Origin of the sequence: Allobosea sp. CCNWLY174, assembly GCF_037120455.1 — a bacterium.
In the GTDB taxonomy this organism is placed as follows: Bacteria; Pseudomonadota; Alphaproteobacteria; order Rhizobiales; family Beijerinckiaceae; genus Allobosea; species Allobosea lupini.
Window position 1 is genome coordinate 101,253 of sequence record NZ_JBBBBQ010000010.1, and the last position, 26,353, is coordinate 127,605.

A 26,353-nucleotide genomic window follows, 5' to 3' on the forward strand; every position below is an offset into this window, starting at 1 on the left:
CCCATGTTCGGCAAGCGACAGCAGACAGCCCCGGCTCTGGCAGGCGCGCCGAGCGCCGCGGCGCCTGCGCCGATGCGCGCGGCCGAGCAGCGACCCGCGGCTGTCGAGGCGCGGCGGGCGCCGCCGCCGCCACCAGCACCGGCGGACATGCCGCGGTCCGACGAATATTATCAGATGAAGAGCATGATCTTCGGTGCTCTGATCGAAGCGATCGACCTTTCGCAGCTGGCCAAGCTCGACGGCGAGTCGGCTCGCGAGGAGATCCGCGACATCATCAACGAGATCATCTCGCTGAAGAATGTCGTGCTCTCGATCGCCGAGCAGGAGGAGCTGCTCGACGACATCTGCAACGACGTGCTCGGCTATGGACCTTTGGAGCCGCTGCTGGCACGCGACGATATCGCCGACATCATGGTCAATGGCGCCGGCCGGACCTTCATCGAGACCGGCGGCAAGATCCAGCTCACCAGCATCCGTTTTCGTGACAACGCGCAGCTGATGAACATCTGCCAGCGCATCGTCAGCCAGGTCGGCCGCCGTGTCGACGAATCCTCGCCGATCTGCGATGCGCGTCTCGCCGACGGCTCGCGCGTCAACGTGATCGCGCCGCCGCTGGCGATCGACGGGCCTGCCCTCACCATCCGCAAGTTCAAGAAGGACAAGCTGACGCTCGACCAGCTCATGCGCTTCGGCGCGATCTCGCCGCCTGGCGCAGAGATCCTGAAGATCATTGGGCGGGTCCGCTGCAACATCGTGATCTCGGGCGGCACCGGCTCGGGCAAGACGACGCTGCTCAATTGCCTGACCAACTATATCGAGCACGACGAGCGCGTCATCACCTGCGAGGACGCCGCCGAGCTCCAGTTGCAGCAGCCGCACGTGGTGCGCCTGGAGACCCGCCCGCCCAACCTCGAAGGGTCGGGTGCGATCACGATGCGCGATCTCGTCAAGAACTGCCTGCGCATGCGGCCGGAGCGTATCATCGTCGGCGAGGTGCGCGGGCCGGAGGCCTTCGACCTGCTCCAGGCGATGAACACCGGCCATGACGGCTCGATGGGCACGCTGCACGCCAATACGCCGCGCGAGTGCCTGAGTCGTATCGAGTCGATGATCACCATGGGCGGCTTCAGCCTGCCCTCGAAGACCCTGCGCGAGATGATCTGCTCCTCGATCGACGTGATCATCCAGGCGCAGCGGATGCGTGACGGTTCGCGCCGCATCACCCACATCACCGAGGTGATGGGCATGGAAGGCGACGTGATCATCACCCAGGACCTGATGGTCTACGACATCCTCGGCGAGGACCCGAATGGCAGGTTGATCGGCCGGCATCGCTCGACCGGCATCGGTCGGCCACGTCTGTGGGAACGTGCCCGCTATTTCGGCGACGAGCAGCGGCTCGCCGCGGCGCTCGACCAGCTCGAGGCCGATGGCCGGGTCGACGCCTGAGCAGGAAGAAGGCACGTCATGGACTATGGCCAGATCGCCGCCGCCATCCTCGCCGCCGTCTCGGCGGGCGGCATCGCCTATGCCCTCTTCTATCCGAGGCTGAGCGGCCAGGCGCGCGCCGAGCAGCGCCGTCGTGAGTTCGCCGCCCCGGCCGCGATCCGGGCTGCGGCCGATCGCGAAGCGCAGAGCCAGGCCCGGCGCGGTCAGGTCGCGCAGAGCCTGAAGGACATCGAGAATCGCGAGAAGGCGCGCCACAGGGTCACCATCGAAGGCCGGATCGAACAGGCCGGGCTGTCCTGGTCGCGCAAGCAGTACTGGCTGCTTGGCGTCGTCCTGGGCATCGTCATGGCCGTCGTGCTTCTGCTCACCTCGGGCAACTGGGTCGTGATGCTGGTCGGCTTCGTCGTCGGCCTGCTCGGCCTGCCGCGCTGGTACCTGTCCCATCTCGGCAAGAAGCGGATGATGCGCTTCATCAACGAGTTCCCCAACGCGCTCGACGTCATCGTGCGCGGCATCAAGTCGGGCCTGCCACTGAACGACTGCCTGCGCATCATCGCCAACGAGGCCCAGGAGCCGGTCAAGTCCGAGTTCCGGCTGATCGTCGAGGCGCAGACGCTCGGCCTGTCGCTGACCGACGCCGCTACCAAGCTGTATGAGCGCATGCCTTGCGCGGAGGCCAATTTCTTCGGCATCGTCCTGGCGATCCAGCAGAAGACCGGCGGCAATCTCGCCGAGACCCTGGCCAACCTGTCTCGGGTGATCCGCGAGCGCCGCAAGATGCGCGACAAGATCAAATCCGTGTCGATGGAGGCCAAGGCCTCCGCCGCGATCATCGGCTCCTTGCCGCCTGCCGTCGCCGGCCTCGTCTATCTGACGAGCCCGGGCTATATGGACGCCCTTTTCTACACGGATGCAGGGCGTGTCGCGCTGATTGGCTGTGGCGTCTGGATGCTGATCGGCGTGCTGGTCATGCGCAAGATGATCAACTTCCAGATCTGAGGAGCCTTTGCCATGCTCGCGCTCCTGATCGAGAATATCACGGACCAGAGGGTCCTGTTCGCCCTGATCGGCGGAGTGGCCGTGGCCGTCACGATCATGACCGTGGCAGCCCCCTTGGTCGAAGGCAACGTCCTCGGCAAGCGCATGAAATCCGTCGCCTCCGAACGCGACAAGATCCGCGCGCGGGAGCGCGACCGGCTGGCGCGCCAGGTGGATAAGGTCTCGCTCCGCCAGGAGCCGAAGGCGTTCATGCGAAATATCGTCGAGCGCTTCAAACTCGGCGATTGGCTGGGGACCGAGACCGCCAAGCGGCAGCTCGTCATGGCCGGCTTCCGCGGTCAGCAGGCCGAGGTCGGCTTCCTCTTTTTCAGGCTGGTCACCCCGATCGGCCTCTTCCTGTTCGCGCTGTTCTATCTGTTCGTGCTCAACGATCTCGGCCAGACCGTCATCGTGCGGGCGGGGATCGTGATCGGCGCCGCCTATGTCGGCATCAAGGCACCTGAAATCTACCTGTCCAACACGATGGCCAAGCGCCAGTTGTCGATGCGGCTAGCCTTTCCGGATGCGCTCGACCTGATGCTGATCTGCGTGGAATCGGGCATGTCGATCGAGCTCGCCTTCCGCAAGGTCTCGACCGAGATCGGCAGCCAATCGGTGGCGCTGGCCGAGGAGTTCGCGCTCTGCACGGCCGAGCTCTCCTATCTCTCCGAACGTCGGCAGGCCTATGAGAACCTCGCGCTGCGCACAGGTCTGGAATCGGTGAAGTCGGTCTGCACCGCGCTGATTCAGGCCGAGCGCTACGGCACGCCGCTTGGCACCGCCTTGCGCACGCTGGCGCAGGAGAGCCGCGATCAGCGGATGAACGAGGCCGAGAAGAAGGCGGCGGCCCTGCCGCCGAAGCTGACCGTGCCGATGATCGTGTTCTTCCTGCCGGTGCTCTTCGTGGTGATCATGACCCCGGCGGTGCTGAAGGCCCTCAGGGCCTTCTGACAGTCGGATCTCGCCGCGATCGAACCTGAGGCCTCAATCCTGCAAGACGAGCCCGAGATCATCGCGCATCCAAACGGATGCGGTCACGATGGTATATCACATGCTGTAGAAGGGTGAGGCCTGCCCGCAAATGGCCGCGCTACCGATCGCGACAACGCAATCTCACGCAATCGCAAGCCAATCTTAGAACCAAAGAAGGACCGGCGATCAGCCGGTCGGCTGGGGCGCTTTTTCGGGAGCGGCCGTGCGGGCGGCCGGCTTGGCCTTGCCGCGCAGCATCTCCCAGCTATTGGGCTGGCTCACCGAGCGGCGCAGATAGGCGATGGTCGCGGAGGCTTCTGCCGGGCTCATGTCCTGGCGGGCGAGCTGCTCGGCCTCCTGGAAGCGCCCTTGCAGGCCGAGCACCAGGACGAGGTTCTGGCGCACCCTGCCGTCGGCGCCCGGCACCGTCGCCGCCTCACGCAAGATGCGCTCGGCGTCGGGCAGGCGCTTCGACAAGGCGAGCGACAGGCCGAGATTGGACATCACCGTCGGCTCGTTCGGCACGAGCTTCAATGCCGCCGCGTAGAGCTGCTGCGCGCGATCGTGCTCGCCGAGCTGGTCGGCGACGGTGCCTTGTGCCGACAGGATGCGCCAATCCGGCTTCTCCGGCGAATGGGCGCGGCCGAGCACGTCGTCCGCCTGCTTCAGGCGGCCATTGTCGGCGAGCGAGCGGCCATAGGCGCCGAGCAACTCCTGATCGTCGGGATGGATGATCACGGCGCCTTCCAGGATGGCGAGCGCCTGGGCGTTCTTGTCGAGCGCCCGCAGCGCGCGGGCATAGAAGAAGGCGGCGTTGCGGTCCTTCTGGTTCGCATCGTAGCGCTTGCCCCAATCGGCCTCTTCGCTGCGCCATTGCGCTTCCGTGCGGGGCTGCGTCTGCCGGGTGCCGATCGAGCCGGTGACGTCACCGGGGCCGCCGCGCATCTGGCAGGCGCCGAGCGCGAGGCAGAGAGCTGAAGCCGCGGCGAGATGGCCGAAACGGAGGGCGCGAATGCGGATGGACATAGGCCTGGGATGCCTCGCCGATACGGGAAAGCTGTTGCTCCTGGTGATAAAACGTTAACCCTAACGAACTGTTAATCATGCGGATCGGCGCCCGCCTTGCATGCTGGCGCTCGAGATTGCGTCATTCGAGGTTCGTCGACCGTGCATCCGTTGCTGCTGCCTGCCGGAACATCCGCCATTCCAGTCCATTGCGTCGCCAGGACCGATTGGCCGGCTTTGCGGGACGGGTTCGCGCCGCTGCCACGCAGCTTCGCGCAGGCGCAAGGCTTCGAGGCGCGGCCCGGCCAGCATGTCGTGCTGCCGGATGCCGCCGGCGCGCTCGCTGTGGTGCTGCTCGGCGTCGATCCATCAGGTCCGCGCCGGCGCGACCCCTTTGCGCCCGGCCGCCTCGCCGCCATCCTGCCGCCGGGAGACTATGCCTTGGTCGGCGATATCGGCGATCCCGGCCTCGCCGCGCTCGGCTGGCTGCTGACCACCTACCGTTTCGAGCGCTATCGCAAGCCCAAGGCCGCCGCGGCGCGGCTCGTCCTGCCCGACGGCGTCGACGGCGAGGAGTTGAGCAATCTCGCGCAGGCGAGCGCGCTGGCGCGCGATCTCGTCAACACCTCGGCTGCCGATCTCGGCCCGGCCGAGATCGAGGCAGCGGTGCGCTCGCTCGGCGAGAGCCATGGTGCCGAGGTCGACAGCATCGTCGGCGACGATTTGCTCGCGGCCAATTTCCCGATGATCCACGCGGTCGGACGGGCTTCGCCGCGGGCGCCGCGGCTGGTCGAGCTATGCTGGGGCCAGGAGGGCGATCCGAAGGTTACCCTCATCGGCAAGGGCGTCGCCTTCGACACCGGCGGCCTCAACCTGAAGACCGACGCCGGCATGCTGCTGATGAAGAAGGACATGGGCGGCGCGGCGGCGGCGATCGCGGCGGCCGGCATGATCATGCGGGCGAAGCTCAAGGTGCGCCTGCGCCTGCTGGTGCCGGCGGTCGAGAATGCCGTCTCCGGTTCGTCCTTCCGGCCCGGCGACGTGCTGCGGAGCCGCAAGGGGCTGACCGTCGAGATCGGCAACACCGACGCCGAGGGGCGGCTCATCCTCGCCGACGCGCTGGCGCTCGCCGACGAGGAGGCGCCCGAGCTGCTGCTCGACTATGCCACCTTGACCGGTGCGGCCCGGGTCGCACTCGGGCCCGATCTGCCGCCGTTCTATACCCATGACGACGGACTTGCCGCCGAGATCGCCCGCCTCGGCGCGGCGGTGAACGATCCGGTCTGGCGCATGCCGCTCTGGCCGCCCTATGACGGCATGCTCGATTCCAAGATCGCCGATATGAACAACGTCTCCGGCGGCGCCTTTGCCGGCTCGGTGACGGCGGCGCTCTTCCTCAACCGCTTCGTCGAGAAGAGCCGCTCCTATGCCCATTTCGACATTTACGGCTGGAACCCCTCGACCAGGCCCGGCCGGCCCGAAGGCGGCGAATGCCAGACGGCACGGCTGACCTACGCGCTGGCGAAGCAGCTCTACGGCGTGCGTTAAGCCTGCTGCGTGGCTCTGCTTGCGCGACGATCACGCTGCGATAATGATACGGACCCGTAACGATCGGGGACGCGATGGTGCTGGAGATCAAGCCGACGCAGGCGCTCAGGCTCTGGCGCGAGGTGCATCTCGATCTGGTGCGCGACACGCAAGCCGATCTCTCGGTGCGCCAGACCGCGATCCTTCTGACCATCTATCTCGAATTGCCGCCGCACACCGTGCGCGGCCTCGCGGCGAGGCTCGGCGTCACCAAGCCGGTGATCACCCGCGCCCTCGACAGCATGGGCAAGCTCGGCCTCGTCAGCCGCAAGCGCGACGAGCTCGACAAGCGCAACGTGGTCATTCAGCGGACCGTCGCCGGCGCGCTGGCGGTCGAGCACCTCGCCGATCTCGTCACGGCGCGAGCGCGCGAATTGGGGCCAGCCTGAACGCTTCGCGCGTTAAACGGACAGGATTACAGTGCCGGCATGAGCCCGATTCTCGACCGCCGCCTCACCCCCGCCCGCCCGGATCTCGCCGCCCGCCATCTCGATGGCCAGGTCGAGGCCCTGGCCTTCGTCGATCCGATGCCGATGCGGGTAGTGACGCCCTCAGTGCCGCTGCGGCGCGAGCCCCGGCCGGATGCGCCGCTCGACACCGAGGCGCTCGCGGGAGAGGCGGTCAGGGTCTACGAACAGCATGAGGGCTGGGCCTGGGGCCAGCTCGTCGGCGATTCCTATGTCGGCTACCTGCCCGAGGATTGCCTCGCCGGCGACGCGCCGGTGCCGACGCATCGCGTCAGCGCGCTCCGGACCTTCGTCTACCCCGGCCCTTCGATCAAACTGCCGCCGCTGGAGGCGCTGTCGCTCGATGCAGGGGTGGCGGTGACCGGCGAGAGCGGCGACTTCTTCACCACCGGCCATGGCGGCCATATCTTCAAGCAGCATCTGTGCCCCCGCGAGCAGCACGAGCCGGATTTCGTCGCCGTCGCCGAGCGCTTCCTCAACGTGCCCTATTTCTGGGGCGGCAAGACCAGCCTCGGCCTCGACTGCTCGGCGCTGGTCCAGCTCTCGCTGGCGGCTGCCGGGGTGGCGGCGCCGCGCGACTCCGACATGCAGGAGCGCGGGCTCGGCGAAGCCGTCGCCTTTGACGACGGCCTGGAGGGCCTTCGCCGCGGCGACCTCGTCTTCTGGAAGGGCCATGTCGGCATCATGACCGATCCAGATACGCTGCTGCACGCCACCGCCTATACGATGAGCGTGATCAGCGAGCCCTTGCGTCCGGCGCGCGATCGCATCCTCGCCCGCAATGGCGGGCAGATCACCGCGATCCGGCGATTGGGTTAAATTGCGCCGCTGCTGTCCCGACCATCCACGTCTTCGCCGGTCGAAGATGGTGTTCACGACGTGGATGCTCGCCACAAGGGCGAGCATGACGAGCTGACGGCGTGCCTCAATAACCCCGGCTGGGGTCGACGACGTTCTGCAGCTCGCCGCCGGCCTCCAGACGCCTGATCTGCGCCGCGATCTGGTCGGCGACCGCCTCGGGCGCCGACATGGCGGAGTTGTGCGGCGTCACCGTCACGGCCGGATGGGTCCAGAGCCGCGAATCCTGCGGCAATGGCTCGGTCTCGAACACGTCGAGCACGGCTTCCCGGAGCTCGCCGGCGTCGAGCGCGGCGAGGATGTCCAACTCGACCTGCAGTTTCCCACGGCCGGCATTGATCAGTACCGGCCCGCCGAGCCGGCCGTCGCGCGCCAGCCTGGCGAGCAGCGGGCGGTTCAGGATGCCTTCCGTCTCCGGCGTATGCGGCAGCAGCACGACCAGGATGTCGGTGCGGGCGAGAAAGGCCGCCAGGCCGTCCTCGCCGGAGAAGGTGGCGAGCCCCTCGATCACCTTCGGCGAGCGGCTCCAGCCGGCGACGTCGAAGCCGATCACCTGCAGCTTGCGCGCCGCGTCCTGGCCGAGCTCGCCCAGCCCCATGACGCCGACGCGGACCTCGCGCGCCGCCGGCTGGTGGCGGTCGTCGTCCCAGGACTTCTCGCGCTGCTGGCGCTCGTAGCGGCGCTGCTGGCGCAGCTGCATCAGGCAGTGCATGACGACATATTCGCTCATCCGCGTCGTCAGGTCGGGATCGATCACGCGAGCGATCGGCGCCTGCGGCAGGCGGCCGTCGGTGAAAAGGTGGTCGACGCCGGCGCCGAGCGAGAAGATCGCTGCGAGATTGGGCAGGCCGGCAAGGCTGCCCTCGGGATGCTTCCAACTCGCGACATAATGCACGGCGCGCCGGTCGAAGGGCTCGCCGAGCGTGACGATCGGCAGGTCCGGCAGCAGCGCCGAAAAGCGCTCGCGCCAGCTCTCGACATGCCAGCCGGTGATCGCCAGAAGCAGGCTCATGGAAAGGACTCTCCTAGGCAGGGATGATCAGCGGCCCACGCGTAACAGCGGCCTCGCCGCGGCGATAGGCGCTCTTCAGGCGGATGCGGGCGGCGTCGAAGCCGGCCTCGCTGCGGGCATGGATGATACCGAGCGGCCTGTCCGGCCCGACCCGGTCGCCGAGCCCGGCGAGCTCGGTGATCCCGACGGCATGGTCGATCTCGTCCTGCGGCCGGGTACGTCCGCCGCCGAGTGCGACCACGGCGAGGCCGACGCCGCGCGTGTCGATCGCCTCGACCAGGCCGGGACGATCGGAGAAGACCGGGCGGACGATCGGCGCCCGCGGAAAATGTCGCTCGGGATGCTCCAGCAGGTCGGCCGGGCCGCCGAGCGCCGCGATCATGTGGATGAAGCGCTCCGCCGCCGCGCCGCTGGCGAAGGCGTCCTCGATTTTGGCGATCGCTTCTTCGCGCGTCGCCGCCAGCCGGCCGAGCAGCAGCATCTCGGCGGAGAGCGCCACGGTGACCTCATGGAAGCGCGGCTCGCGCCGCCGTCCGGTCAGATGATCGAGCGCATAGGCGACCTCGAGCGCATTGCCGGCGGCTGAGGCCAGCGGCTCGCTCATATCGGTGAGCAGCGCCCGCGTCGGCAGGCCGGCGCCATTGCCGACATCGCTGAGGCTCTGCGCCAGCGCTTGCGCCTTTTCGAAATCGCGCATGAAGGCGCCGGAGCCGAACTTCACGTCCATGGCGAGGCCGGAGAGCCCGGCGGCCAGCTTCTTCGACAGGATCGAAGCGGTGATCAGCGGGATCGATTCGACCGTGCCGGTCACGTCGCGGATCGCATAGAGCCGCTTGTCGGCCGGGGCGAGATCGGCGGTCTGGCCGATGATGGCGCAGCCGGCCTCGCGCACGACATGGCGGAAGAGGTCGATGCCCGGCTGGGTGACATAGCCCGGCACCGCGTCGAGCTTGTCGAGCGTGCCGCCGGTATGGCCGAGGCCGCGGCCGGAGATCATCGGGACATAGCCGCCGCAGGCCGCCACTGCCGCGGCGAGCGGCAGCGAGACCGTGTCGCCGACACCGCCGGTCGAGTGCTTGTCGAGCGCCGGGCCCGGCAGGTCGCGCCAGTCCAGTACCGTGCCGGAATCGCGCATGGCCAGGGTCAGCGCGACGCGCTCCTCGGCGTCCATGTCGCGAAAGAAGATCGCCATGGCGAAGGCGGCGGCCTGGCCCTCGCTGACCGCGCCGTCGGTCAGCCCGGCGATCATCTGGCGGATGTCGTTTACGCTCAGGCGCTCGCCATCGCGCTTGGCGGCGATGATTTCCTGCGGCAGGCGCATCAATAGGCTCCGTCGGTCCGTTCGGCCGGGGCCGTGCCGGCGATGATGTCGACGAGCACGCCATAGAGCCCGCTGGCGCCGAAGCGGAAGGTCTTCGCCGTCGCCCAGTCAGGGCCCATGATCTCGTCGGCGAGATCGAGATAGGTGTTTGCGTCGGCCAGCGTGCGCAGCCCGCCTGATGGCTTGAGGCCGACTGGTTTGCCCGAGGCCTTGATTGCCTCCAACATGGTGCGGGCGGCCGCCGGCGTGGCGGAGGTCTTGGTCTTGCCGGTCGAGGTCTTGATGAAATTGGCGCCCGCTGCGATCGCACGCTCGGAAGCGGCGCGAACCGCGAGCTGATCGGGATACTCGCCGGTTTCGAGGATGACCTTGAGCGTCTTGTCGCCGCAGCTGCCGCGCGCCTCGGCGACCATCTCGCGGGCGATCTCGGCATCGCCGGCGAGGAAGGCGCGCCAGGGCAGCACCAGGTCGATCTCGTCGGCGCCATCCGCGATCGCCTCGGTGATGTCGCTGCCGATCAGGCTGCAATTGCTGTTGCCGGCCGGAAAGTTGATCACGGTTGCGATCCTGACCGGCGAGGCTTTCAGCGTCTGGCGCGCCAGCTTGAGGAATTGCGGCCAGATGCAGATCGCCGCGACCGGGCCGGGCGCTGCGACCGCCCGTGCACAGAGCTGCAGCGTGCCGGTCTCGTTCGCCTGATCGGACAGATCCGTCAGATCGAGCAGGCGTAGCGCGCGCAAGGCGAGGTCGGCGTCCGACATGATCAGAGCTCGCTCAGGAAGGCGCGCAGCACCCGCCGCAGCGCCGTGGTCGCGGTCGCCGCGACGTCGCGCGTCTCGCCATGGCTGGGCGCGCCGCCCAAAATGCCCGCGCCCATATTGGTGACGATCGAGAGGCCGGCGACGCGCAGGCCATAGCGGCGCGCCAGGATCACCTCCGGTACGGTCGACATCCCCACGAGATCGGCGCCGAGCGTCTTGGCCATCTTGATCTCGGCCGGCGTCTCGAAGCTCGGTCCGGAGAACCACATATAGACGCCTTCGCCCATATTGGCGCCGCTGGCCGCCGCCGCCTTCTTCAGCCGGGCGCGCAGATGCGGGTCATAGGCGTCGACCATCGGCACGAAGCGGCCATCGCCGGTATCGCCGACCAGCGGGTTGGGGCCATTATAGTTGATGTGGTCGGTGATCAAAGCGAGGCTGCCCGGCCGAAGATCGGGCCGCAGCGAGCCGGCGGCGTTGGTCAGCACCAGCGGCGGCGAGCCGAAGGCGGCGAGCATGCCTAGCGGCACGCGCATGATGGCGGGATCGCCGGTTTCGTAGAAATGCGCGCGGCCCTCGAAGACCAGCACCCGCTTGCCGTGCAGCACGCCATAGCTGAGCCGCTTGGCATGGCCGGAGACCGCGCCCTTCGGGAAGCCGGGGATCTCCTCGAACGGAATCGAGATCGGCTCGACCATGTCGTCGATGATGCGGCCGAGCCCGGTGCCGAGCACGATGGCGCAGTCGATGCCGCCATCGATGCCACGATCGATCAATACCGATGCCGCTTGGTCGAAAAGCGCATCCGCTGCCATGTTGTCTGCTCCATCGGCGCGTTGGCCGCGCTCGTCGGGTCACCTGGACGGTGCCCGCAAATCACTTCGGCAAATTGGCCGGTCCGAACGAGGCTGGCAACAGCTCGGCCAGCGAAAATCGGGCGCGGATTCCGTCCGGCCCGGCGATCAGGATCAGCGTCTCCGGCGCGGCGAATTCGCGGATACGCTGCCGGCAGGCGCCGCAGGGCGTCACCAGCTCGGCGCCATCGCCGATGACGACGATCGCGCGGATCGCCCGCGCCCCGCCCGCGATCATCGCCGAGATCGCTCCCGCTTCGGCGCAGGCGCCGACCGGGTAGGCGGCGTTCTCGACATTGCAGCCGGGATAGACCTTGCCGTCATCGGCGAGGATTGCGGCCCCGACCTTGAAGCGGGAATAAGGCGCATAGGCCTTCTGTTGTGCTGCTAGCGCCGCGGCAAAGAGCGCGTCGAGATCGGGTTCGGCGGACACTCAGCGTTCCTTGACATAGGGCAGGCCGGACGCCTTCGGCGGCGTCGCCTTGCCGATGAAGCCGGCGAGCAGCACCACGGTCATCACATAGGGCAGGGCCTGAATCGCCTGCACCGGCACCTGCCCGATGCCGGGTAGGACGACGCCTTGAAGTCTGATCGCGACAGCGTCGAGCAAGCCGAAGAGCAGGCAGGCGAACAGGGCCGGCCAAGGCCGCCAATTGGCGAAGATCACGGCGGCCAGCGCGATGAAGCCCTTGCCGGCCGTCATCTGCGGGAGGAAGCCGGCCGATTGCGAGACGGCAAGATAGGTGCCGCCGAGGCCGCAGAGCGCGCCGCAGATGATCACCGCGGCATAGCGCAAACCGGCGACCGAGACGCCGGCCGTGTCGACTGCGGCCGGGTTCTCGCCGACGGCGCGCAGGCGCAGGCCGAAGCGGGTGTGCTTCAGTGTCAGCGCCGTCAGCACGAGGGCGAGCACGGCGAGATAGACCGGCGCCGCGTGGCCGGAGATGGCGATGTCGTAGATCGGTCCGAAGACGGGGATATCCTTCAGCGCCCCGACGAAAGGCAGATCGAGTTCGGGAAAGCGGGCGGCCCCTTCGAGGTTGGGCGTGCGCCCGCCCTGGCCGTACCAGGCATTGCCGAGGATGGCGGTGAGCCCGACCGCCAGCATGTTGATCGCGACGCCGGAGACGATCTGGTTGCCGCGCCAGGTGATTGCGGCAAAGCCATGCACCAGCGAGAGCGCAATCGCGGCGAGCATGCCGGCCCCTAAGCCGGCCCAGGCCGAGCCGCCGTGATAGGCGACCACCGCCGAGGCGAAGGCGGCGATCAGCATCTTGCCTTCGAGGCCGATGTCGACGACGCCGGAACGCTCCGACCAGAGCCCGGCCAGCGCCGCGCAGAGCAGCGGGATCGACAGGCGGATCGTCGAATCGAGGATGACGGCGATGGTCTGCACGATCTCCATCGCCTTAGCCCCCGCGCCCGAGAGCAAGCACGCTGGCGACGAGCCGCCGGAACAGCCCGTCGAGCGCGCCGGCGAAGAGGATGACGATGCCGCCGATGACCACGACCATGTCGCGGGTGATGGTCGGCTTGTCGAAGGAGAGCTCTGCTCCGCCCTGATAGAGCACGCCGAAGAGCAGGGCCGTGAGGCCGACGCCGACCGGATGGCCGCGCCCCATCAGCGCGACCGCAATGCCGACGAAGCCGTAGCCCGCGGTGAAATCGAGCACGAGCCGGTGCTGCACGCCCATGGCTTCGTTGACGGCGAGACCGCCCGCCAGCGCGCCCGAGATCGCCATCGCCACCATGATGATCCGCGCCGGCGGGATGCCGGCATAGGCGGCGGCGCGGGGATTGGCGCCGACGGTGCGGATCGCATAGCCGAGCCGCGAGCGGTAGATCAGCGCCCAGACCGCGACCAGCGACGCCAGCGCCAGCAGGAACGAAGTGTTGAGCGGCGTCGAGGGCAGTTTCAGCCCGAAGGCGCCGAGCAGCTCATGGATCGGCGTCAGCACCGCCTGCTTCGGGAAATCCGGAGTTTCCGGCTGCATCGAACCGGTTTTCCCCATCACCTCGACGAGGAGATAGACGATCAGCGTCGCGGCGATGAAGTTGAACATGATCGTGGTGATCACGACATGGCTGCCGCGCGTCGCCTGGAGATAGCCGGGGATGAAGGCCCAGAGCGCCCCGCCCGCCGCGGCCGCGAGAATGGCCAGCGGCACCAGCAGGATGCCCGGCAGCGGCGCCAGCCAGAGGCAGGCGAGCGCGGCGAAGATGCCGGCGATGGTGGCCTGGCCTTCGCCGCCGATATTGAACAGCCCGGCGTGGAAGGCGACCGCGACGGCAAGGCCGGTGAAGATGAAATTGGTGGTGTAGTAGAGCGTGAAGCCGAGGCCTTCGAGGCTGCCGAGCGAGCCTTTGAGCAGCAGCGCCGTCGCTTCCAGCGGGCTTTCGCCGATCGAGAGGACGACGAGCCCGGCGACGACGAGCGCCGCCGCGACCGAGACCAGCGGCACCAGCGCGGTGTCGGCCCAGCGCGGGAGATCGATCGGGGCGGCGCTCATGCCGCCCGCTCGCTGACGCCGGCCATCAGCAGTCCGAGATCGCGCTCGTCGGTCGCCACCGCCTCGCGCTCGCCGGTGATCTGGCCGCCGCAGAGTGCCAGGATCCGGTCGGACAGCGCCATCACCTCTTCCAGCTCGACCGAGACGAGCAGGATCGCGACCCCAGCGTCGCGCAGGGCGATCAGGCGGCGATGGATGAACTCGATCGCGCCGATATCGACGCCGCGCGTCGGCTGGCCGACCAGCAGCACCTTCGGCGCCCGCTCGATCTCGCGGGCGAGCACGATCTTCTGCTGGTTGCCCCCGGAGAACTTCGCGGTCTTCAAACCGGGATCGACCGGGCGGACATCATAATCCTGCATCCCGGCGCGGGCATGCTGCTCGATCAGTGTCGGCGACAGGAAGGGCCCGCGCCCGAAGGCCGGGTCGTCATGATAGCCCAGGATCGCGTTCTCGGCCGCGGCGAAGGCGGTGACGAGGCCGGTGCGCAAGCGGTCCTCGGGAATGTGCATCAGGCCGAGCCTGCGCAGATTGGCCGGGTTGCGGTCGGCGGCGTTGAGGATCTGGCCGCCGAGCCGGATCACGCCGCGGGCCGGCTGGGTCAAGCCGGCGAGCACGTCGAGCAATTCGCTTTGCCCGTTGCCGGCGACACCGGCGATGCCGACGATCTCGCCTTCGTGCAGGGTCAGGCTGGCATCGCGCAGCGTCTCGCAGCCGCGTTCGTCGATCACGGAGAGGCCAGCGGCTTCCAGCACCGGCGCGCCGCGCTTTCGCGGTGTCTTCTCGACGCGCAGCAGCACGCGCCGGCCGACCATCGCCTCGGCGAGCTCGGCCGGGGAAGTCCGTTCCGTCTCGACATGGGCGACCATCTCGCCGCGCCGCATCACCGAGACGCGGTCGGTCACCGCCATGATCTCGCGCAGCTTGTGGGTGATCAGGATCACCGTCTTGCCCTGCGCCTTCAGCGCCCGCAGCAGTTCGAAGAGCTGGTCGGCCTCGGCAGGGGTCAGCACCGCCGTCGGCTCATCGAGAATGAGGACCTCAGCCCCGCGATAGAGCGCCTTCAGGATCTCGACGCGCTGCTGCAGACCGACCGAGAGCTCGCCGACGATCGCGTCGGGATTGATGGCCAGGCCGTATTCCTGGCTGAGGCGCGCCAGTTCGGCCCGCGCCTTGCCGATGCCGCGCTTGAGCAGCGCCCCGCCCTCGGCGCCGAGCACGATGTTCTCGACGACCGAGAGCGGCTCGACCAGCATGAAATGCTGGTGGACCATGCCGATCCCGGCGGCGATCGCATCAGAAGAAGAGCGGATGCGACGCGGCTCGCCGCGCACCCGGATCTCGCCGGCATCGGCCTCGTAGAAGCCGTAGAGGATCGACATCAGCGTCGACTTGCCGGCGCCGTTCTCGCCGACGATGCCGTGGATCGAGCCGGCGGCGACCGACAGCGAAACGTCCTTGTTGGCCTTGACCGGGCCGAACGCCTTGCTGATGCCGCTGAGCTCGATCGCAGGGTGCGGGTTGTTCACCGACGCGCCGCGCTCACATCGTGCACTTGGAATCCGACATGTAGTCGTGGACCTTGACGGTGCCGGCGATGATGTCGGCGCGCGCCTTGTCGGCGGCGGCCTTCATCTCGGGCGTGATCAGCGCCTTGTTGGTGTCGTCGAGGGCCCAGCCGACGCCGTCTTCCTTCAGCCCGAGCACCGAGACGCCGGGCTTCCAGGTGCCGTCGCGCGCCTCCTTGAACGAGGTGTAGGCGGCGACGTCGACGCGCTTCAGCATCGAGGTCAGCACCTTGCCGGGATGCAGCATGTTCTGGTTGGAATCGACGCCGATGCCGAGCTTGCCGGCGTCGGCCGCGGCGCGCAGCACGCCGATGCCGGTGCCGCCGGCGGCGTGGTAGATCACGTCGGCGCCGCGATCGATCTGCGACTTGGCGAGCTCGCCGCCCTTGACCGGGTCGTTCCAGGCGGCCGGGGTCGAGCCGGTCATGTTCTGGAAGATCTCGGCGTCCTTCTTGCCGGCCTTGACGCCCTGGACGTAGCCGCAGGCGAATTTGCGGATCAGCGGGATGTCCATGCCGCCGACGAAGCCGACCTTGTTGGTCTTCGAGGCCAGGCTGGCGAGGAGGCCGACGAGATAGGAGGCCTCATGCTCCTTGAACACCACAGACTGCACGTTCGGCAGCTCGACCACCATGTCGATGATGGTGAACTTCAGATTCGGGAACTCGGCTGCGACCTTCTGCAATGCGGTCGCCTGCGAGAAGCCGACGGCGATGATCGGCGAATGGCCGTCGCGGGCGAAACGACGCAGCGCCTGCTCGATCTGCGCATCGTTGGTCGGCTCGAAATCGCGGAACTCGACGCCGGTCTCGGCCTTGAACTTCTCGGCCCCGACGAAGACGCCCTCGTTGAAGGATTTGTCGAACTTGCCGCCCTTGTCATAGACGATCGCCGGCTTGATCGCCGTCTGGGCGACGGCCGCCATGGCCGAAAGGGCGACGCCCGCCAGAGCGAGGGCGAGAGATTTCAAACGCATCGAGCCGTTCCCCTGTCACATGCGGAATGGTTGCGCCATTCCTGCCTGGGGTCACGATGGCACGGCTTGCGGACGGGGCCAAGCGGGCTTGCAGGCCCGCTCGGCGATATCGGTCACATATGAACAGTCGGCTCAGCCGCGCTGGATCGAGACGCCGCCATCGGCGAGGAAAGCCGTGCCGGTGACGAAGCTCGATGCGTCCGAAGCGAGGAAGAGCGCGGCGCGGGCGATCTCCTCCGGCTGCGCCATGCGCTTCAAGGCGTGGATGCCCTCGACGAAGGCCAGCACTTCGGGTCCGGCGCCCGGCGCATTGGTCGTCGCGGCCGGCGTGTCGGTACCGCCCGGCAGGAGGGCGTTGACGCGGATGCGCTTGCCGCCGAGCTCGGCTGCGAGCGCTTTCACCAGACCGATCTGACCTGCCTTGCTGGCGGCATAGGCCGACATGCCGGCAAGCCCGGCGGTATGGCCGACGAAGCTCGAGGTGAAGATCAGCGAGCCGCCGCCGCGAGCCTCCAGCGCCGGCGCCTGATACTTCGCGCCGAGGAAGGCGCTGGTCAGGTTGATCGCGATCACCTCGTGCCAGTTCTGGTTCGCCATCTGCCCGATCGGGCCGAGCTCGCCGATGATGCCGGCATTGTTGAAGCCGATGTCGAGCCCGCCGAAGCGCTGGGTCGCGGTCTCGACCAAGAGCTGCGCCAGTGCCTCCTCGCGGATGTCGCCGGCGACGGCGATCGCTTCGCCGCCGTCCGCCTTGATCTCGCCGACGAGCGCATCGAGCTCGCTCTGCCGCCGCGCGGTAACGACGAGGCAGGCACCCTCCGCTGCGAAGAGTTTTGCCGCTGCCCGGCCGATCCCTGAGCTCGCGCCGGTGACGATCGCGACCTTGTCCTTCAGTGCCGTCATGTCCCGTTCCTTCGTTCAGACGATGAGGCGCGGGTGATCGCAGGCGCGTGGACGGTGCAGACACCCGCTTCCTGTCACCGCATCGCACCCGATTGCTGAGGCGAACGGATCGGCCTAGCTTGCCGGCCATGACGCTGAACGAAGCCGAGATCGAGCGCTATGCCCGCCATCTGGTGCTGCCGGAAATCGGCGGCCCCGGCCAGGCGAAGCTCAAGCGCGCCCGCGTTCTGGTGATCGGCGCCGGCGGCCTGGGCGCACCATTAATCCCCTATCTCGCGGCGGCCGGCGTCGGCACGATCGGCATCGTCGACGACGACCATGTCTCGCTCTCGAATCTGCAGCGGCAGATCATCTTCGGCGCGGAGGATATCGGGGCACGCAAGGTGGTCGCCGCGGCCAATTTCGTCACGCGGCTCAACCCGCGGGTCGAGATCGAGGAATACGTCACGCGGATCGACCCGCACAACGCGCGCGCCCTCGTCGCCTTCTATGACGTGGTCGCCGATGGCTCCGACAATTTCGCGACGCGTTATGCCGTCTCCGACGCCTGCTTCCACGAGAAGAAGCCGCTGGTGACGGCGGCGCTCGGCCGCTTCGACGGCTCGCTCACCACGATCCGCGCGCATGAGACGGCTCCAGACGGGAAGCCCAACCCGACCTATCGCTGCCTGTTCCCGGACGAACCGCCCCCCGGCACGGTCGCGCCCTGCGCCGAGGCCGGCGTGCTCGGTGCGCTCGCCGGCGTGATGGGCTCGCTGATGGCGCTGGAAGTGATCCGCGCGATCACCGGCTTCGGCGAGCCGCTGGTCGGCAAGCTCCTGCTCGTCGATGCGATGGCGATGCGCTTTGAGACGATGAAATACGGCTGGGATCCGGACAATCCGCTGAACGGGACGTCTGGCGTCGCCGCCTGAACTAGTTCGCCGCGCGCTTGGCCTCGATCACCTCGAAGAGCTGGGCCGCCAGATCGGGACCGCCGAGCTTCTTGATGGCGCGCACCCCGGTCGGCGCGGTGACGTTGATCTCGGTCAGCTTGCCGCCGATCACGTCGATGCCGACCAGCAGCAGGCCCCGCTCCCTGAGCGCCGGGCCGATGCGCTCGCAGATCTCGAGCTCGCGCTTCGACAGGTCGGTCGGCCTCGCCGCGCCGCCGCGCACCATGTTGGCGCGCAGGTCGCCGGCCGCCGGCACGCGGTTGACCGCGCCCGCCGCCTTGCCGTCGATCAGGATGATGCGCTTGTCGCCCTCCGTGACCTCCTTGAGGAAGGCCTGCACCACCCAGGGCTCGCGGAAGAGATTGGCGAACAGGTCGTAGAGCGAGCCGAAATTCGGGTCGCCCTTGCCGGTCTTGAACACGGTCGCGCCGCCATGGCCGTAGAGCGGCTTCATCACGATGTCGCCGAACTCCTCGCGGAAGGCTTCGATCTCGGCGCGGTCGCGCGTGATCAGCGTCGGCGGCATCAGCTCGGGGAAATGCGTGACGAAGAGTTTTTCCGGCGCATTGCGGACCTCGGTGGGGTCGTTGACGACCAGCGTCTTCGGATGGATGCGCTCGAGCATATGCGTCGAGGAGACATAGGCCATGTCGAAGGGCGGATCCTGGCGCAGCAGCACCACGTCGAGCGTCGAGAGATCGGTCCGCTCGGGCTGGCCGAGGGTGTAATGGTCGCCCTCGACGTCGCGCACCTCGACCGGGCTTATCACGGCGGTGACCTTGCCATCGCGCAAGGTGAGCTTGTCGGGGGTGTAGGTGAAGAGCCTGTGCCCGCGCGCCTGCGCTTCCAGCATCAGCGCGAAGCCGGTGTCGCCGGCGATGCGGACCTTCTCGATCGGGTCCATCTGGATGGCGACGTTCAGCGGCATGGCGGAAGCTCCGGTTGCGGCCGTTATATCGGCTGCGACAGCCCGCTCGTGCAAGTGGCTCAGCCTTGCGTCAGAGCACCAGCTCGAACACGCGGGGCACATGGCGGGGCGGCCGCCAGGGCGCGAGGAAGACCGCGTCGGCCCTGAGTTTACGTTGCATCGCCCAGGGATTGCGCGCCAGCCATTGTCGGATGCGGGCTTCGATCAGCCGGCGCTTGTCCGCCGTGATCGCGCTCGCCGCGTCGTCGAGCGATGCGCGCGCCTTGACCTCGACGAAGACGATGTCGTTCCCGCGCGCCATGATCAGGTCGATCTCGCCGCCCTTGCCGCCGAAGCGGTGCTGCAGCAGGCGGTAGCCCTTGAGGCTGAGGAAGGCGACGGCGAGCCATTCGCCGCGGCGGCCGGACAGGCCGGAACGGCGCGCACGCCGGCTGCGCAGCGCCTCGCTCATGGCGTGCGCGTCAGTTCGAGGGCGCGGGCATAGACGACGCGGCGCGGCTGGCCGCTGGCGGCGGCGACCTGCGCCACCGCCTCCTTCAGCGAGACTTTCGCCAGCGCGACGCGCAGGGCTTCGTCGAGCGTGTCGCCCTGCGCGGCCGTGGCCACGGCGGAGGCGTCGGGCGGGCCGATCACCACGACGATCTCGCCGCGCGCCTCCTCGGCTTCGGCATAGTGGGCGGCAAGCTCGGCAAGGGCGCCGCGGCGGACGTTCTCGTAATATTTGGTCAGTTCGCGCGCGACCGCGCCGGAGCGCGCGCCTAGCACTGCAGCGGCGTCGGCCAGCATCTCGGCGAGCCGGCGCGGCGATTCGAAGAAGACGAGCGTGCCGGGAATGGCGGCAAGCTCGGTGAGGCGTGCCTTTCGTGCCGCGCTCTTCGGCGGCAGGAAGCCCTCGAAGAAGAAGCGATCGGTCGGCAATCCCGCCAGCACCAAAGCCGCCAGCACGGCGGAGGGGCCGGGAATGCCGGTGACCGGCAAACCCTCCGCCACAACTTCGGCGACGAGCTTGTAGCCGGGATCGGAGACGAGAGGCGTGCCGGCATCCGAGATCAGCGCCAGCTTGCCGCCCTGGCGCAGCTTGTCGAGGATCTTCGGGCGCATCTGCGCGGCGTTGTGCTCGTGATAGGGCAGCAGCGGCGTCGCGATGCCGTAATGCGCCAGCAGCGTCTTAGAGGTCCTTGTGTCCTCGGCCAGCACCGCGTCGGCGGCAGCCAGCGTCGACAGCGCCCGGAACGAGATGTCCTTGAGATTGCCGATCGGCGTTGCGACGATATGCAGGCCCGGTACGAGCGGCTCGGCCTCGGCCCGGAGCCCGAAGGCCGCATAGCTCGGGGCGCGACCTGGGGCGGGCGGGGCGGATATGGGGCCGGACATGGCGGCGAAACTGCCACAGCGGCCCGGAAGATGCCACTGCCGGTACGGCAACCTAGAGTTAACAACTTGAAAATAGCCTTGCTCACTGGCAGGACTGGTCCACGGTTCGGGACAAGATTCAGCTGGTGTGGGCTTGGTCTCGCGCCTCGCCGAGGAGTGGAGACGAAAGCCGTGTCGCGTCAGAGCAAGCTCCTCACTCCGCCGAGCCGCCGCCTCATCCTGTTGTCCGGTGTCGGCGCGGCGCTCGCCGCCTGCAGCGGCGGAACCGGCGGCCTGCCCGGCTTCGACAGCTCCACTGCGCCGCAGGCGGGCGGCGCTGCCCAGCCCAGCGGCCCGACCATCGGCACCGGCTCGGTCAAGGTCGGCCTGATTCTGCCGCTCACCGCCGAGGGCTCGGGCGCGACCGTCGGCAACTCGCTGAAGAACGCCGCCGAGATGGCGCTTGCCGAATTCCCCGGCGCCGACCTCACGCTGCTGGTCAAGGATGATCGCGGCACGCCCGATGGCGCCCAGGCCGCGGCGCAGGAAGCTCTCCGCGAAGGCGCCGAATTGATCATCGGCCCGCTCTTCGCGCCCTCCGTCCAGGCCGTCGGCCAGGTCGCCCGTGGCGCCGGCAAACCGGTGATCGCCTTCTCCAGCGACAGCAACGTCGCCTCGCGCGGCATCTACCTGCTGTCGTTTCCGCCGGAGAACGACGTCAACCGCGTCATCGCCTATGCCTCGGCACAGGGGCGCAAATCCTTCGCCGCGCTCGTGCCTGAGACCGCCTATGGCAAGGTCGTCGAGGGCGCCTTCCAGCAGGCGGTCGCCAATCGTGGCGCCCGCGTCGCTGTGATCGAGCGCTTCGGCGCAGACCAGAACAGCATGCGTGCCGCCGCCACGCGGCTGGCGCCGGCGCTGCAGCAGGCGGACGCGCTGTTCGTGCCGGCCGACGCCGCGACGATGCCGACGCTGGGCCTCATCCTGCAGCAGGCCGGCTACGACCCGGCCAAGGTCAAGCCGCTCGGCACCGGCGTCTGGAACGACGCCAATGTCGCGCGCGTTCCGGCGATCCAGGGCGGCTGGTTCGCCTCGCCCGACACCGCCGGCTTCAACGCCTTCGCCGGCCGCTACCAGAAGCGCTTCAACAGCGCCCCGACCCGCACCGCGACATTGTCCTATGACGCGGTCTCGCTGGCGGCGGCGCTCGCCCGCACCCAGGGCAGCCAGCGCTTCTCGGAAAGCGTACTCACCAATGCGTCCGGTTTTGCCGGTGCCGACGGCGTTTTCCGTTTCCGTCCCGACGGGCTGAACGAGCGCGGCCTTGCCGTGCTCGAACTACGCAACGGCCAGATCGTCACGGTCAACGCCGCCCCGCGCGATCTCGGCCCGCGCACGAACTGACGCGGCAACAGGGTGTCATTCTCGGGCGGTGCGCAGCGGAGAGCCAGGAATCTCCAGCATGAAGAGGCGCCCCTTCAAGGGCGCCTTTTTTGTCATGAGATGCTCGGGTCTTCGCCCGAGCATGACGGCAGGTGTCACCCGCCGATGTTGAACGCCGCCAGCGCCGCCATGTTGACGATGTCGGAATCCTTGGCGCCGAGCGGCACGATCTGCACCGGCTTGTCGAGGCCGACCAGCAGCGGGCCGATCACGGTGGCGCCGCCGAGCTCCTGCAGCATCTTGGTCGAGATCGAGGCCGAGTGGAACGCCGGCATCACCAGCACGTTCGCCGGTCCGGTCAGGCGGCAGAACGGATATTGCGCCATCAGGTCGCGATTGAGTGCGACATCGGCGGCCATCTCGCCATCGTACTCGAAGTCGACGCGCTGGCCGTCGAGGATCGTCACGGCATCGCGCACTTTCTCCGAGCGCTCGCCGGCCGGATGGCCGAAGGTCGAGAAGGCGAGCATTGCGACCTTCGGCTCATAACCGAGCCGGCGGGCGACGCCGGCGGCCTCGATCGCGATCTCCGACAGTTCCTGCGCCGTCGGCATCTCGGTGATCGCGGTGTCGGCGATGAGCACGGTCCGCCCGCGCGTGATCGCGATCGAGACGCCGATCAGGCGGTGGCCCGGCCGATCGTCGATGACGCGGCGAACCTCCTCCAGCGCGATCGAGTAGTTGCGGGTGACGCCGGTGACCATCGAATCGGCATCGCCGAGCGCGACCATCGCGGCAGCGAAATGGTTGCGGTCCTGGTTGATCAGGCGCTGGCAGTCGCGGAACAGATAGCCGTGCCGCTGCAGCCGCTCGTAGAGATACTGCGCATAGGCGGAGTTGCGGTGCGAGAGCCTGGCGTTCTGGATCTCGATGCCCTTGGCGGCGAGGTCGACGCCGAGATGCTCGGCGGTCTCGTTGATGCGCTCCTCGCGGCCGACCAGGATCGCCCTGCCGAGCTCCTGGTTGACGAAAGAGACGGCGGCGCGGATGACCTGCTCCTCCTCGCCCTCGGCGAAGACGACGCGCTTGGGATAGCGTCGCACGCGCTCGAAGATGCGGTTGAGCGTGCCGGCGACGGGATCGCGCCGGGCCGAGAGCTGCGCCTTGTAGGCGTTCATGTCGACGATCGGCTTGCCGGCCACGCCGGACTCCATCGCCGCCCTGGCGACCGCCGCCGGCACGACATGGATCAGGCGCGGGTCGAACGGCACCGGGATGATGTAATCCTTGCCGTAGCGTGGGCGTGAGCCCTGATAGGCGGCGGCGACCTCGTCCGGCACGTCCTCGCGGGCGAGCTGCGCCAGCGCCTCGGCCGCGGCGATCTTCATCTCCATGTTGATCGTGGTGGCGCGCACGTCGAGCGCGCCGCGGAAGATGTAGGGGAAGCCGAGCACGTTGTTGACCTGGTTCGGATAGTCCGACCGCCCGGTCGCCATGATCGCGTCCTCGCGAATGGCGTGGACCTCCTCCGGCGTGATCTCCGGATCGGGGTTGGCCATGGCGAAGATGATCGGGTTCTCCGCCATGGACGCGACCATCTCCGGCGTCACCGCGCCCTTCTGCGACAATCCAAAGAAGGCGTCCGCCCCTTCCAGTGCCTGCGCCAGCGTGCGCCGGTCGGTGACCGCCGCATGGGCCGACTTCCACTGGTTCATGCCTTCGGTGCGGCCCTGGTAGATCACGCCCTTGGTGTCGCAGAGGATGACGTTGTCGGGCTTGAAGCCCATCGCCTTGAGCAGCTCCGTGCAGGCGATCGCGGCGGCGCCGGCGCCGTTGACGACGAGCCTTGTCGTCTGGATGTCGCGCCCGGTCAGGTCGAGCGCATTGATCAGGCCGGCGGCGGCGATGATCGCGGTGCCATGCTGGTCGTCATGGAAGACCGGGATATCCATCAGTTCGCGCAGGCGCTGCTCGATGATGAAGCATTCCGGCGCCTTGATGTCCTCGAGGTTGATGCCGCCGAAGGAGGGGCCGAGATAGCGCACTGCGTCGATGAACTTGTCGGCATCCTCGGTGTCGACCTCGAGGTCGATCGAATCGACGTCGGCGAAGCGCTTGAACAGCACCGACTTGCCTTCCATCACCGGCTTGGAGGCAAGCGCGCCGAGATTGCCGAGGCCGAGGATGGCGGTGCCGTTCGAGATCACCGCGACCAGGTTCGAGCGGGTGGTGTAGTCATAGGCGCGGCTCGGGTCCTCCGCGATCGCCAGCACCGGCACGGCCACGCCCGGCGAATAGGCCAGCGACAGGTCGCGCTGGGTCGCCATCGGCTTGGTCGGCACGATCTCGAGCTTGCCCGGCCTCCCCTGCGAGTGGAAGAGCAGCGCCTCCTGGTCGGTGAAGGTCGGACGGGTGCGCTTGGGCGGGGAGCGATCGTTCATGCGCTTATTCTTTTTCACAGGCGTTTCCTCGGGGGGAACGACCATAGGGCAGCGTCGCTTTCCTCGACAAGGCGCGATTGCGCGACAGCAGTTTTCCCGCTGCGGCAGGGGTCGGCCTGCGCTCGGATCCGGTTCTAGAGGCCGGCGCGCATGCGCGCGACGCTGTCGCCGACATAGCGGTCGAGCTCGACCGCCTGCTCAGAGACCAGGCGCGCCGCGGCGACGACGCGCACGGCGGCTTCGCCGGTGGCGCGGGCTTCGCCGCCGGCACTGGCGACGTTCTGCGTGACGGTGGCGGCCGAGCCGGCGACGACCTGGGCGTCGAGGGCGATGCCCGAAGCGATCGCGCCCTGACCGGTGACGACCTGTGCGATCGCGTCCGAGGTCGTCTCGATCGTCCCCATCGTGCCTTCGATCTGTCCGACGGCGTCGGCGACTGCCGCTGCGGCGCCGCGGATCTCCTGCAGCGTCGCGGCGATGTCCTGCGTCGCCTGCTGGGTCTGCTCGGCGAGATTCTTGACCTCGCCGGCGACCACCGAGAAGCCGCGCCCGGCGACGCCGGCGCGCGCCGCCTCGATCGTCGCGTTGAGCGCGAGCAGATTGGTGCGCACCGCGATGTCCTCGATGAAGGCGAGTACGGCGCCGACCTTGTCGGCGGCGACCGCGAGCCCGTCGACATCGGTCCTGGTCGAGCGGACATGCCTGGCCGCCTGCCGGGCGGTCTCGGCTGCGAGATCGGTCTGGCGGGTGAGCTCGCGGATCGAGGCGTCGATCCGCTCGGCCGCATCGGCGACGCTGCCGACCCGCTGCGAGGCGAGCTCGGCCTGCTCCGTCGCTTCGCCGGCGCGGGCAGTGGTGCGGTCGGCATTGGCGGCCATGCCTTGCGCGGCTTCGAGCATGCTGCGCGCGGATTCGCCGACCCGGCGCAGCGCCTTGCCCACGGTCACTTCGAGATTGACGGCGAGCTCCTCCAGCGCGGCCTTGCGCAGCGTCTCGATCTCCTGCCGGCCGTTCGCCAGCGTCTTTTCCGTGGTCACGTCGATCAGGATGCCGTCCCAGACGGTCGTGCCGTCGGGCAGGTGCCGCCGGGTCGCCTCGCTGCGCAGCCAGACGACGGCGCCGCTGGCGGCTTGGTAGCGCAGTTCGGTGCGCCGGTGCCCGAGCTCGTTGATCTGGTCTTCCTCGTTGGTCGACGAGCAGCGCTGGCGATCCTCCGGCAGGATTCTCGACAGGAGAATCTCGGGATCGCTCTCGATCGCCTCGCGGCCGATGCCGAGCAATTCGTCCAGGCGGTAGCTGACGAAGCGGTAGCGGCGCTCGCCGTCCGGCCGATCGATCCGCTGATAGAGCGTGCCGGGCACATGATCGAGCAGCGTCTTGTAGCGATAGGCGGTCTCGCGCCGTTCGCGGTCATTGCTGAGGACGAGCCCGACCAGCACGGTGCCGAGCGTGCCGACGACGATCATGATCGGCACCGCCTCGGTGAGGAAGCGCTCGGCCGCGGCCCAGTTCGGCATGAAGATGTTCGAGGCGATCAGGCAGCCGGCGCTGATCAGGCTGAGCCAGGCGAGATCGCGCAGCGTCAGCGAACGCTTCTGTCGGCCGAGCCAGGCGGCATAGATCGCGCCCGCGACGGCATGCAGGACGATCCCCGCGATCCCGGTCGGCATGCCGACGCCGCCGAGATTGTAGCGTGCCACCGCCAGCGGTAGGGCAGTCAGCAGCGCCGCGATCGGCCCGCCGATCGGCCCTGCCAGGATCGCGAAGGTGTTGCGGGAATCGACCACCAGCCCGGGCTGGATGACGAAGGGATTGGCCATACTGCACAGCGCACCGACCGCGAACAGGACGCCGACCGCAAACTGGCGCAGCAGCGGGCGCTGGTCGATCCAGCTGGCCGCTGCGGTCAGGATCAGAGCCGCCAACAGCAGGAAGGACAGGCTCTGGATCAGGTTTATGAACAGCGACATGACGGGCCTTGGCCGGAGACAGCTCACGGACCCTGCTTAAATATGTTGAAAGCAGTCCTAAC

At 68.2% G+C, this 26,353-nt stretch carries 24 protein-coding genes; 8 read left to right on the forward strand and 16 right to left on the reverse strand.

The window, feature by feature from the left end; all coding sequences use genetic code 11:
* Positions 1 to 3: 3 nt before the first annotated feature.
* From V7S63_RS23820 to V7S63_RS23830, 3 genes are read left to right on the forward strand one after another with little or no spacing between them, the layout of a single operon-like run.
* Positions 4 to 1,449, forward strand: a complete 1,446-nt coding sequence (locus V7S63_RS23820; protein WP_091835564.1) for a CpaF family protein — start codon at positions 4 to 6, stop codon at positions 1,447 to 1,449.
* Positions 1,450 to 1,467: 18 nt separating this feature from the next.
* Positions 1,468 to 2,448: a type II secretion system F family protein gene (locus V7S63_RS23825; RefSeq protein ID WP_336532047.1), complete on the forward strand. Its 981-nt coding sequence runs from the start codon at positions 1,468 to 1,470 to the stop codon at positions 2,446 to 2,448.
* 12 nt (positions 2,449 to 2,460) lie between these two features.
* On the forward strand, positions 2,461 to 3,438 hold the full coding sequence (locus tag V7S63_RS23830) for a type II secretion system F family protein (protein WP_336532048.1): 978 nt from the start codon (positions 2,461 to 2,463) through the stop codon (positions 3,436 to 3,438).
* Between the two features lie 207 nt (positions 3,439 to 3,645).
* Here the strand turns inward: V7S63_RS23830 and V7S63_RS23835 are convergent, their stop codons facing one another.
* A complete protein-coding gene (locus tag V7S63_RS23835; RefSeq protein ID WP_100963865.1) occupies positions 3,646 to 4,485 on the reverse strand; it encodes a tetratricopeptide repeat protein in 840 nt (279 codons plus the stop codon).
* Between the two features lie 141 nt (positions 4,486 to 4,626).
* Between V7S63_RS23835 and V7S63_RS23840 the strand changes: the two genes are divergently transcribed.
* The 3 genes from V7S63_RS23840 to V7S63_RS23850 all read left to right on the forward strand — a co-directional run bounded on the left by V7S63_RS23840 (position 4,627) and on the right by V7S63_RS23850 (position 7,337).
* Complete coding sequence (locus V7S63_RS23840; protein ID WP_442896511.1) at positions 4,627 to 6,012, forward strand: leucyl aminopeptidase family protein; 1,386 nt, start codon at positions 4,627 to 4,629, stop codon at positions 6,010 to 6,012.
* Between the two features lie 74 nt (positions 6,013 to 6,086).
* Positions 6,087 to 6,440: a MarR family winged helix-turn-helix transcriptional regulator gene (locus tag V7S63_RS23845; RefSeq protein ID WP_091835552.1), complete on the forward strand. Its 354-nt coding sequence runs from the start codon at positions 6,087 to 6,089 to the stop codon at positions 6,438 to 6,440.
* A 39-nt stretch (positions 6,441 to 6,479) separates the two neighbouring features.
* Entirely contained in the window at positions 6,480 to 7,337 is an 858-nt protein-coding gene (locus tag V7S63_RS23850) for a C40 family peptidase (RefSeq protein WP_336532049.1), read from the forward strand.
* A gap of 106 nt (positions 7,338 to 7,443) precedes the next feature.
* On the opposite strand, the gene V7S63_RS23855 is transcribed toward V7S63_RS23850, so the two are convergent.
* The 10 genes from V7S63_RS23855 to V7S63_RS23900 all read right to left on the reverse strand — a co-directional run bounded on the left by V7S63_RS23855 (position 7,444) and on the right by V7S63_RS23900 (position 17,281).
* Positions 7,444 to 8,388, reverse strand: coding sequence for a 2-hydroxyacid dehydrogenase (locus tag V7S63_RS23855; RefSeq protein WP_336532050.1), 945 nt, complete (start codon positions 8,386 to 8,388; stop codon positions 7,444 to 7,446).
* Between the two features lie 13 nt (positions 8,389 to 8,401).
* On the reverse strand, positions 8,402 to 9,709 hold the full coding sequence (deoA, locus tag V7S63_RS23860) for a thymidine phosphorylase (RefSeq protein WP_336532051.1): 1,308 nt from the start codon (positions 9,707 to 9,709) through the stop codon (positions 8,402 to 8,404).
* Positions 9,709 to 10,470 carry a deoxyribose-phosphate aldolase gene (gene deoC / locus V7S63_RS23865; RefSeq protein WP_336532052.1) on the reverse strand — a complete coding sequence of 254 codons (762 nt, stop codon included), beginning with the start codon at positions 10,468 to 10,470 and terminating at the stop codon, positions 9,709 to 9,711. The genes deoA and deoC overlap by 1 nt, the downstream gene beginning before the upstream one ends.
* A 2-nt stretch (positions 10,471 to 10,472) precedes the next feature.
* Complete coding sequence (locus V7S63_RS23870) at positions 10,473 to 11,285, reverse strand: purine-nucleoside phosphorylase (protein WP_091835537.1); 813 nt, start codon at positions 11,283 to 11,285, stop codon at positions 10,473 to 10,475.
* A gap of 61 nt (positions 11,286 to 11,346) precedes the next feature.
* Positions 11,347 to 11,757, reverse strand: coding sequence for a cytidine deaminase (locus tag V7S63_RS23875; RefSeq protein WP_336532053.1), 411 nt, complete (start codon positions 11,755 to 11,757; stop codon positions 11,347 to 11,349).
* Positions 11,758 to 12,729, reverse strand: a complete 972-nt coding sequence (locus tag V7S63_RS23880) for an ABC transporter permease (RefSeq protein ID WP_336532054.1) — start codon at positions 12,727 to 12,729, stop codon at positions 11,758 to 11,760.
* A gap of 4 nt (positions 12,730 to 12,733) precedes the next feature.
* Positions 12,734 to 13,834: an ABC transporter permease gene (locus V7S63_RS23885; RefSeq protein WP_336532055.1), complete on the reverse strand. Its 1,101-nt coding sequence runs from the start codon at positions 13,832 to 13,834 to the stop codon at positions 12,734 to 12,736.
* On the reverse strand, positions 13,831 to 15,363 hold the full coding sequence (locus tag V7S63_RS23890; protein WP_336532056.1) for an ABC transporter ATP-binding protein: 1,533 nt from the start codon (positions 15,361 to 15,363) through the stop codon (positions 13,831 to 13,833). Before V7S63_RS23890 ends, V7S63_RS23885 begins: the two co-directional genes overlap by 4 nt.
* Before the next feature lie 13 nt (positions 15,364 to 15,376).
* Complete coding sequence (locus tag V7S63_RS23895) at positions 15,377 to 16,378, reverse strand: BMP family lipoprotein (RefSeq protein WP_336532057.1); 1,002 nt, start codon at positions 16,376 to 16,378, stop codon at positions 15,377 to 15,379.
* Between the two features lie 132 nt (positions 16,379 to 16,510).
* A complete protein-coding gene (locus tag V7S63_RS23900) occupies positions 16,511 to 17,281 on the reverse strand; it encodes an SDR family oxidoreductase (protein WP_336532058.1) in 771 nt (256 codons plus the stop codon).
* A gap of 128 nt (positions 17,282 to 17,409) precedes the next feature.
* Between V7S63_RS23900 and V7S63_RS23905 the strand changes: the two genes are divergently transcribed.
* Entirely contained in the window at positions 17,410 to 18,195 is a 786-nt protein-coding gene (locus V7S63_RS23905; RefSeq protein WP_100963842.1) for a HesA/MoeB/ThiF family protein, read from the forward strand.
* A 1-nt stretch (position 18,196) separates the two neighbouring features.
* Here V7S63_RS23905 and gshB read toward each other — a convergent pair whose 3' ends face one another.
* The 3 genes from gshB to rsmI form a co-directional block, all read right to left on the reverse strand.
* Positions 18,197 to 19,144, reverse strand: coding sequence for a glutathione synthase (gene gshB / locus V7S63_RS23910; RefSeq protein WP_100963840.1), 948 nt, complete (start codon positions 19,142 to 19,144; stop codon positions 18,197 to 18,199).
* Positions 19,145 to 19,214: 70 nt separating this feature from the next.
* A complete protein-coding gene (locus tag V7S63_RS23915; RefSeq protein ID WP_336532059.1) occupies positions 19,215 to 19,595 on the reverse strand; it encodes a YraN family protein in 381 nt (126 codons plus the stop codon).
* Complete coding sequence (gene rsmI, locus V7S63_RS23920; protein WP_336532060.1) at positions 19,592 to 20,518, reverse strand: 16S rRNA (cytidine(1402)-2'-O)-methyltransferase; 927 nt, start codon at positions 20,516 to 20,518, stop codon at positions 19,592 to 19,594. The genes V7S63_RS23915 and rsmI overlap by 4 nt, the downstream gene beginning before the upstream one ends.
* Positions 20,519 to 20,689: 171 nt before the next feature.
* On the opposite strand from rsmI, the gene V7S63_RS23925 reads away from it, so the two are divergent.
* Entirely contained in the window at positions 20,690 to 21,901 is a 1,212-nt protein-coding gene (locus V7S63_RS23925; protein WP_244543843.1) for a penicillin-binding protein activator, read from the forward strand.
* Between the two features lie 134 nt (positions 21,902 to 22,035).
* On the opposite strand, the gene V7S63_RS23930 is transcribed toward V7S63_RS23925, so the two are convergent.
* Both V7S63_RS23930 and V7S63_RS23935 read right to left on the reverse strand, forming a co-directional pair.
* Positions 22,036 to 24,321 (reverse strand): NADP-dependent malic enzyme, encoded by a 2,286-nt coding sequence (locus V7S63_RS23930; protein ID WP_091835501.1) that lies wholly within the window; start codon positions 24,319 to 24,321, stop codon positions 22,036 to 22,038.
* 134 nt (positions 24,322 to 24,455) lie between these two features.
* Complete coding sequence (locus tag V7S63_RS23935; protein WP_336532061.1) at positions 24,456 to 26,291, reverse strand: methyl-accepting chemotaxis protein; 1,836 nt, start codon at positions 26,289 to 26,291, stop codon at positions 24,456 to 24,458.
* Positions 26,292 to 26,353: the final 62 nt, after the last annotated feature.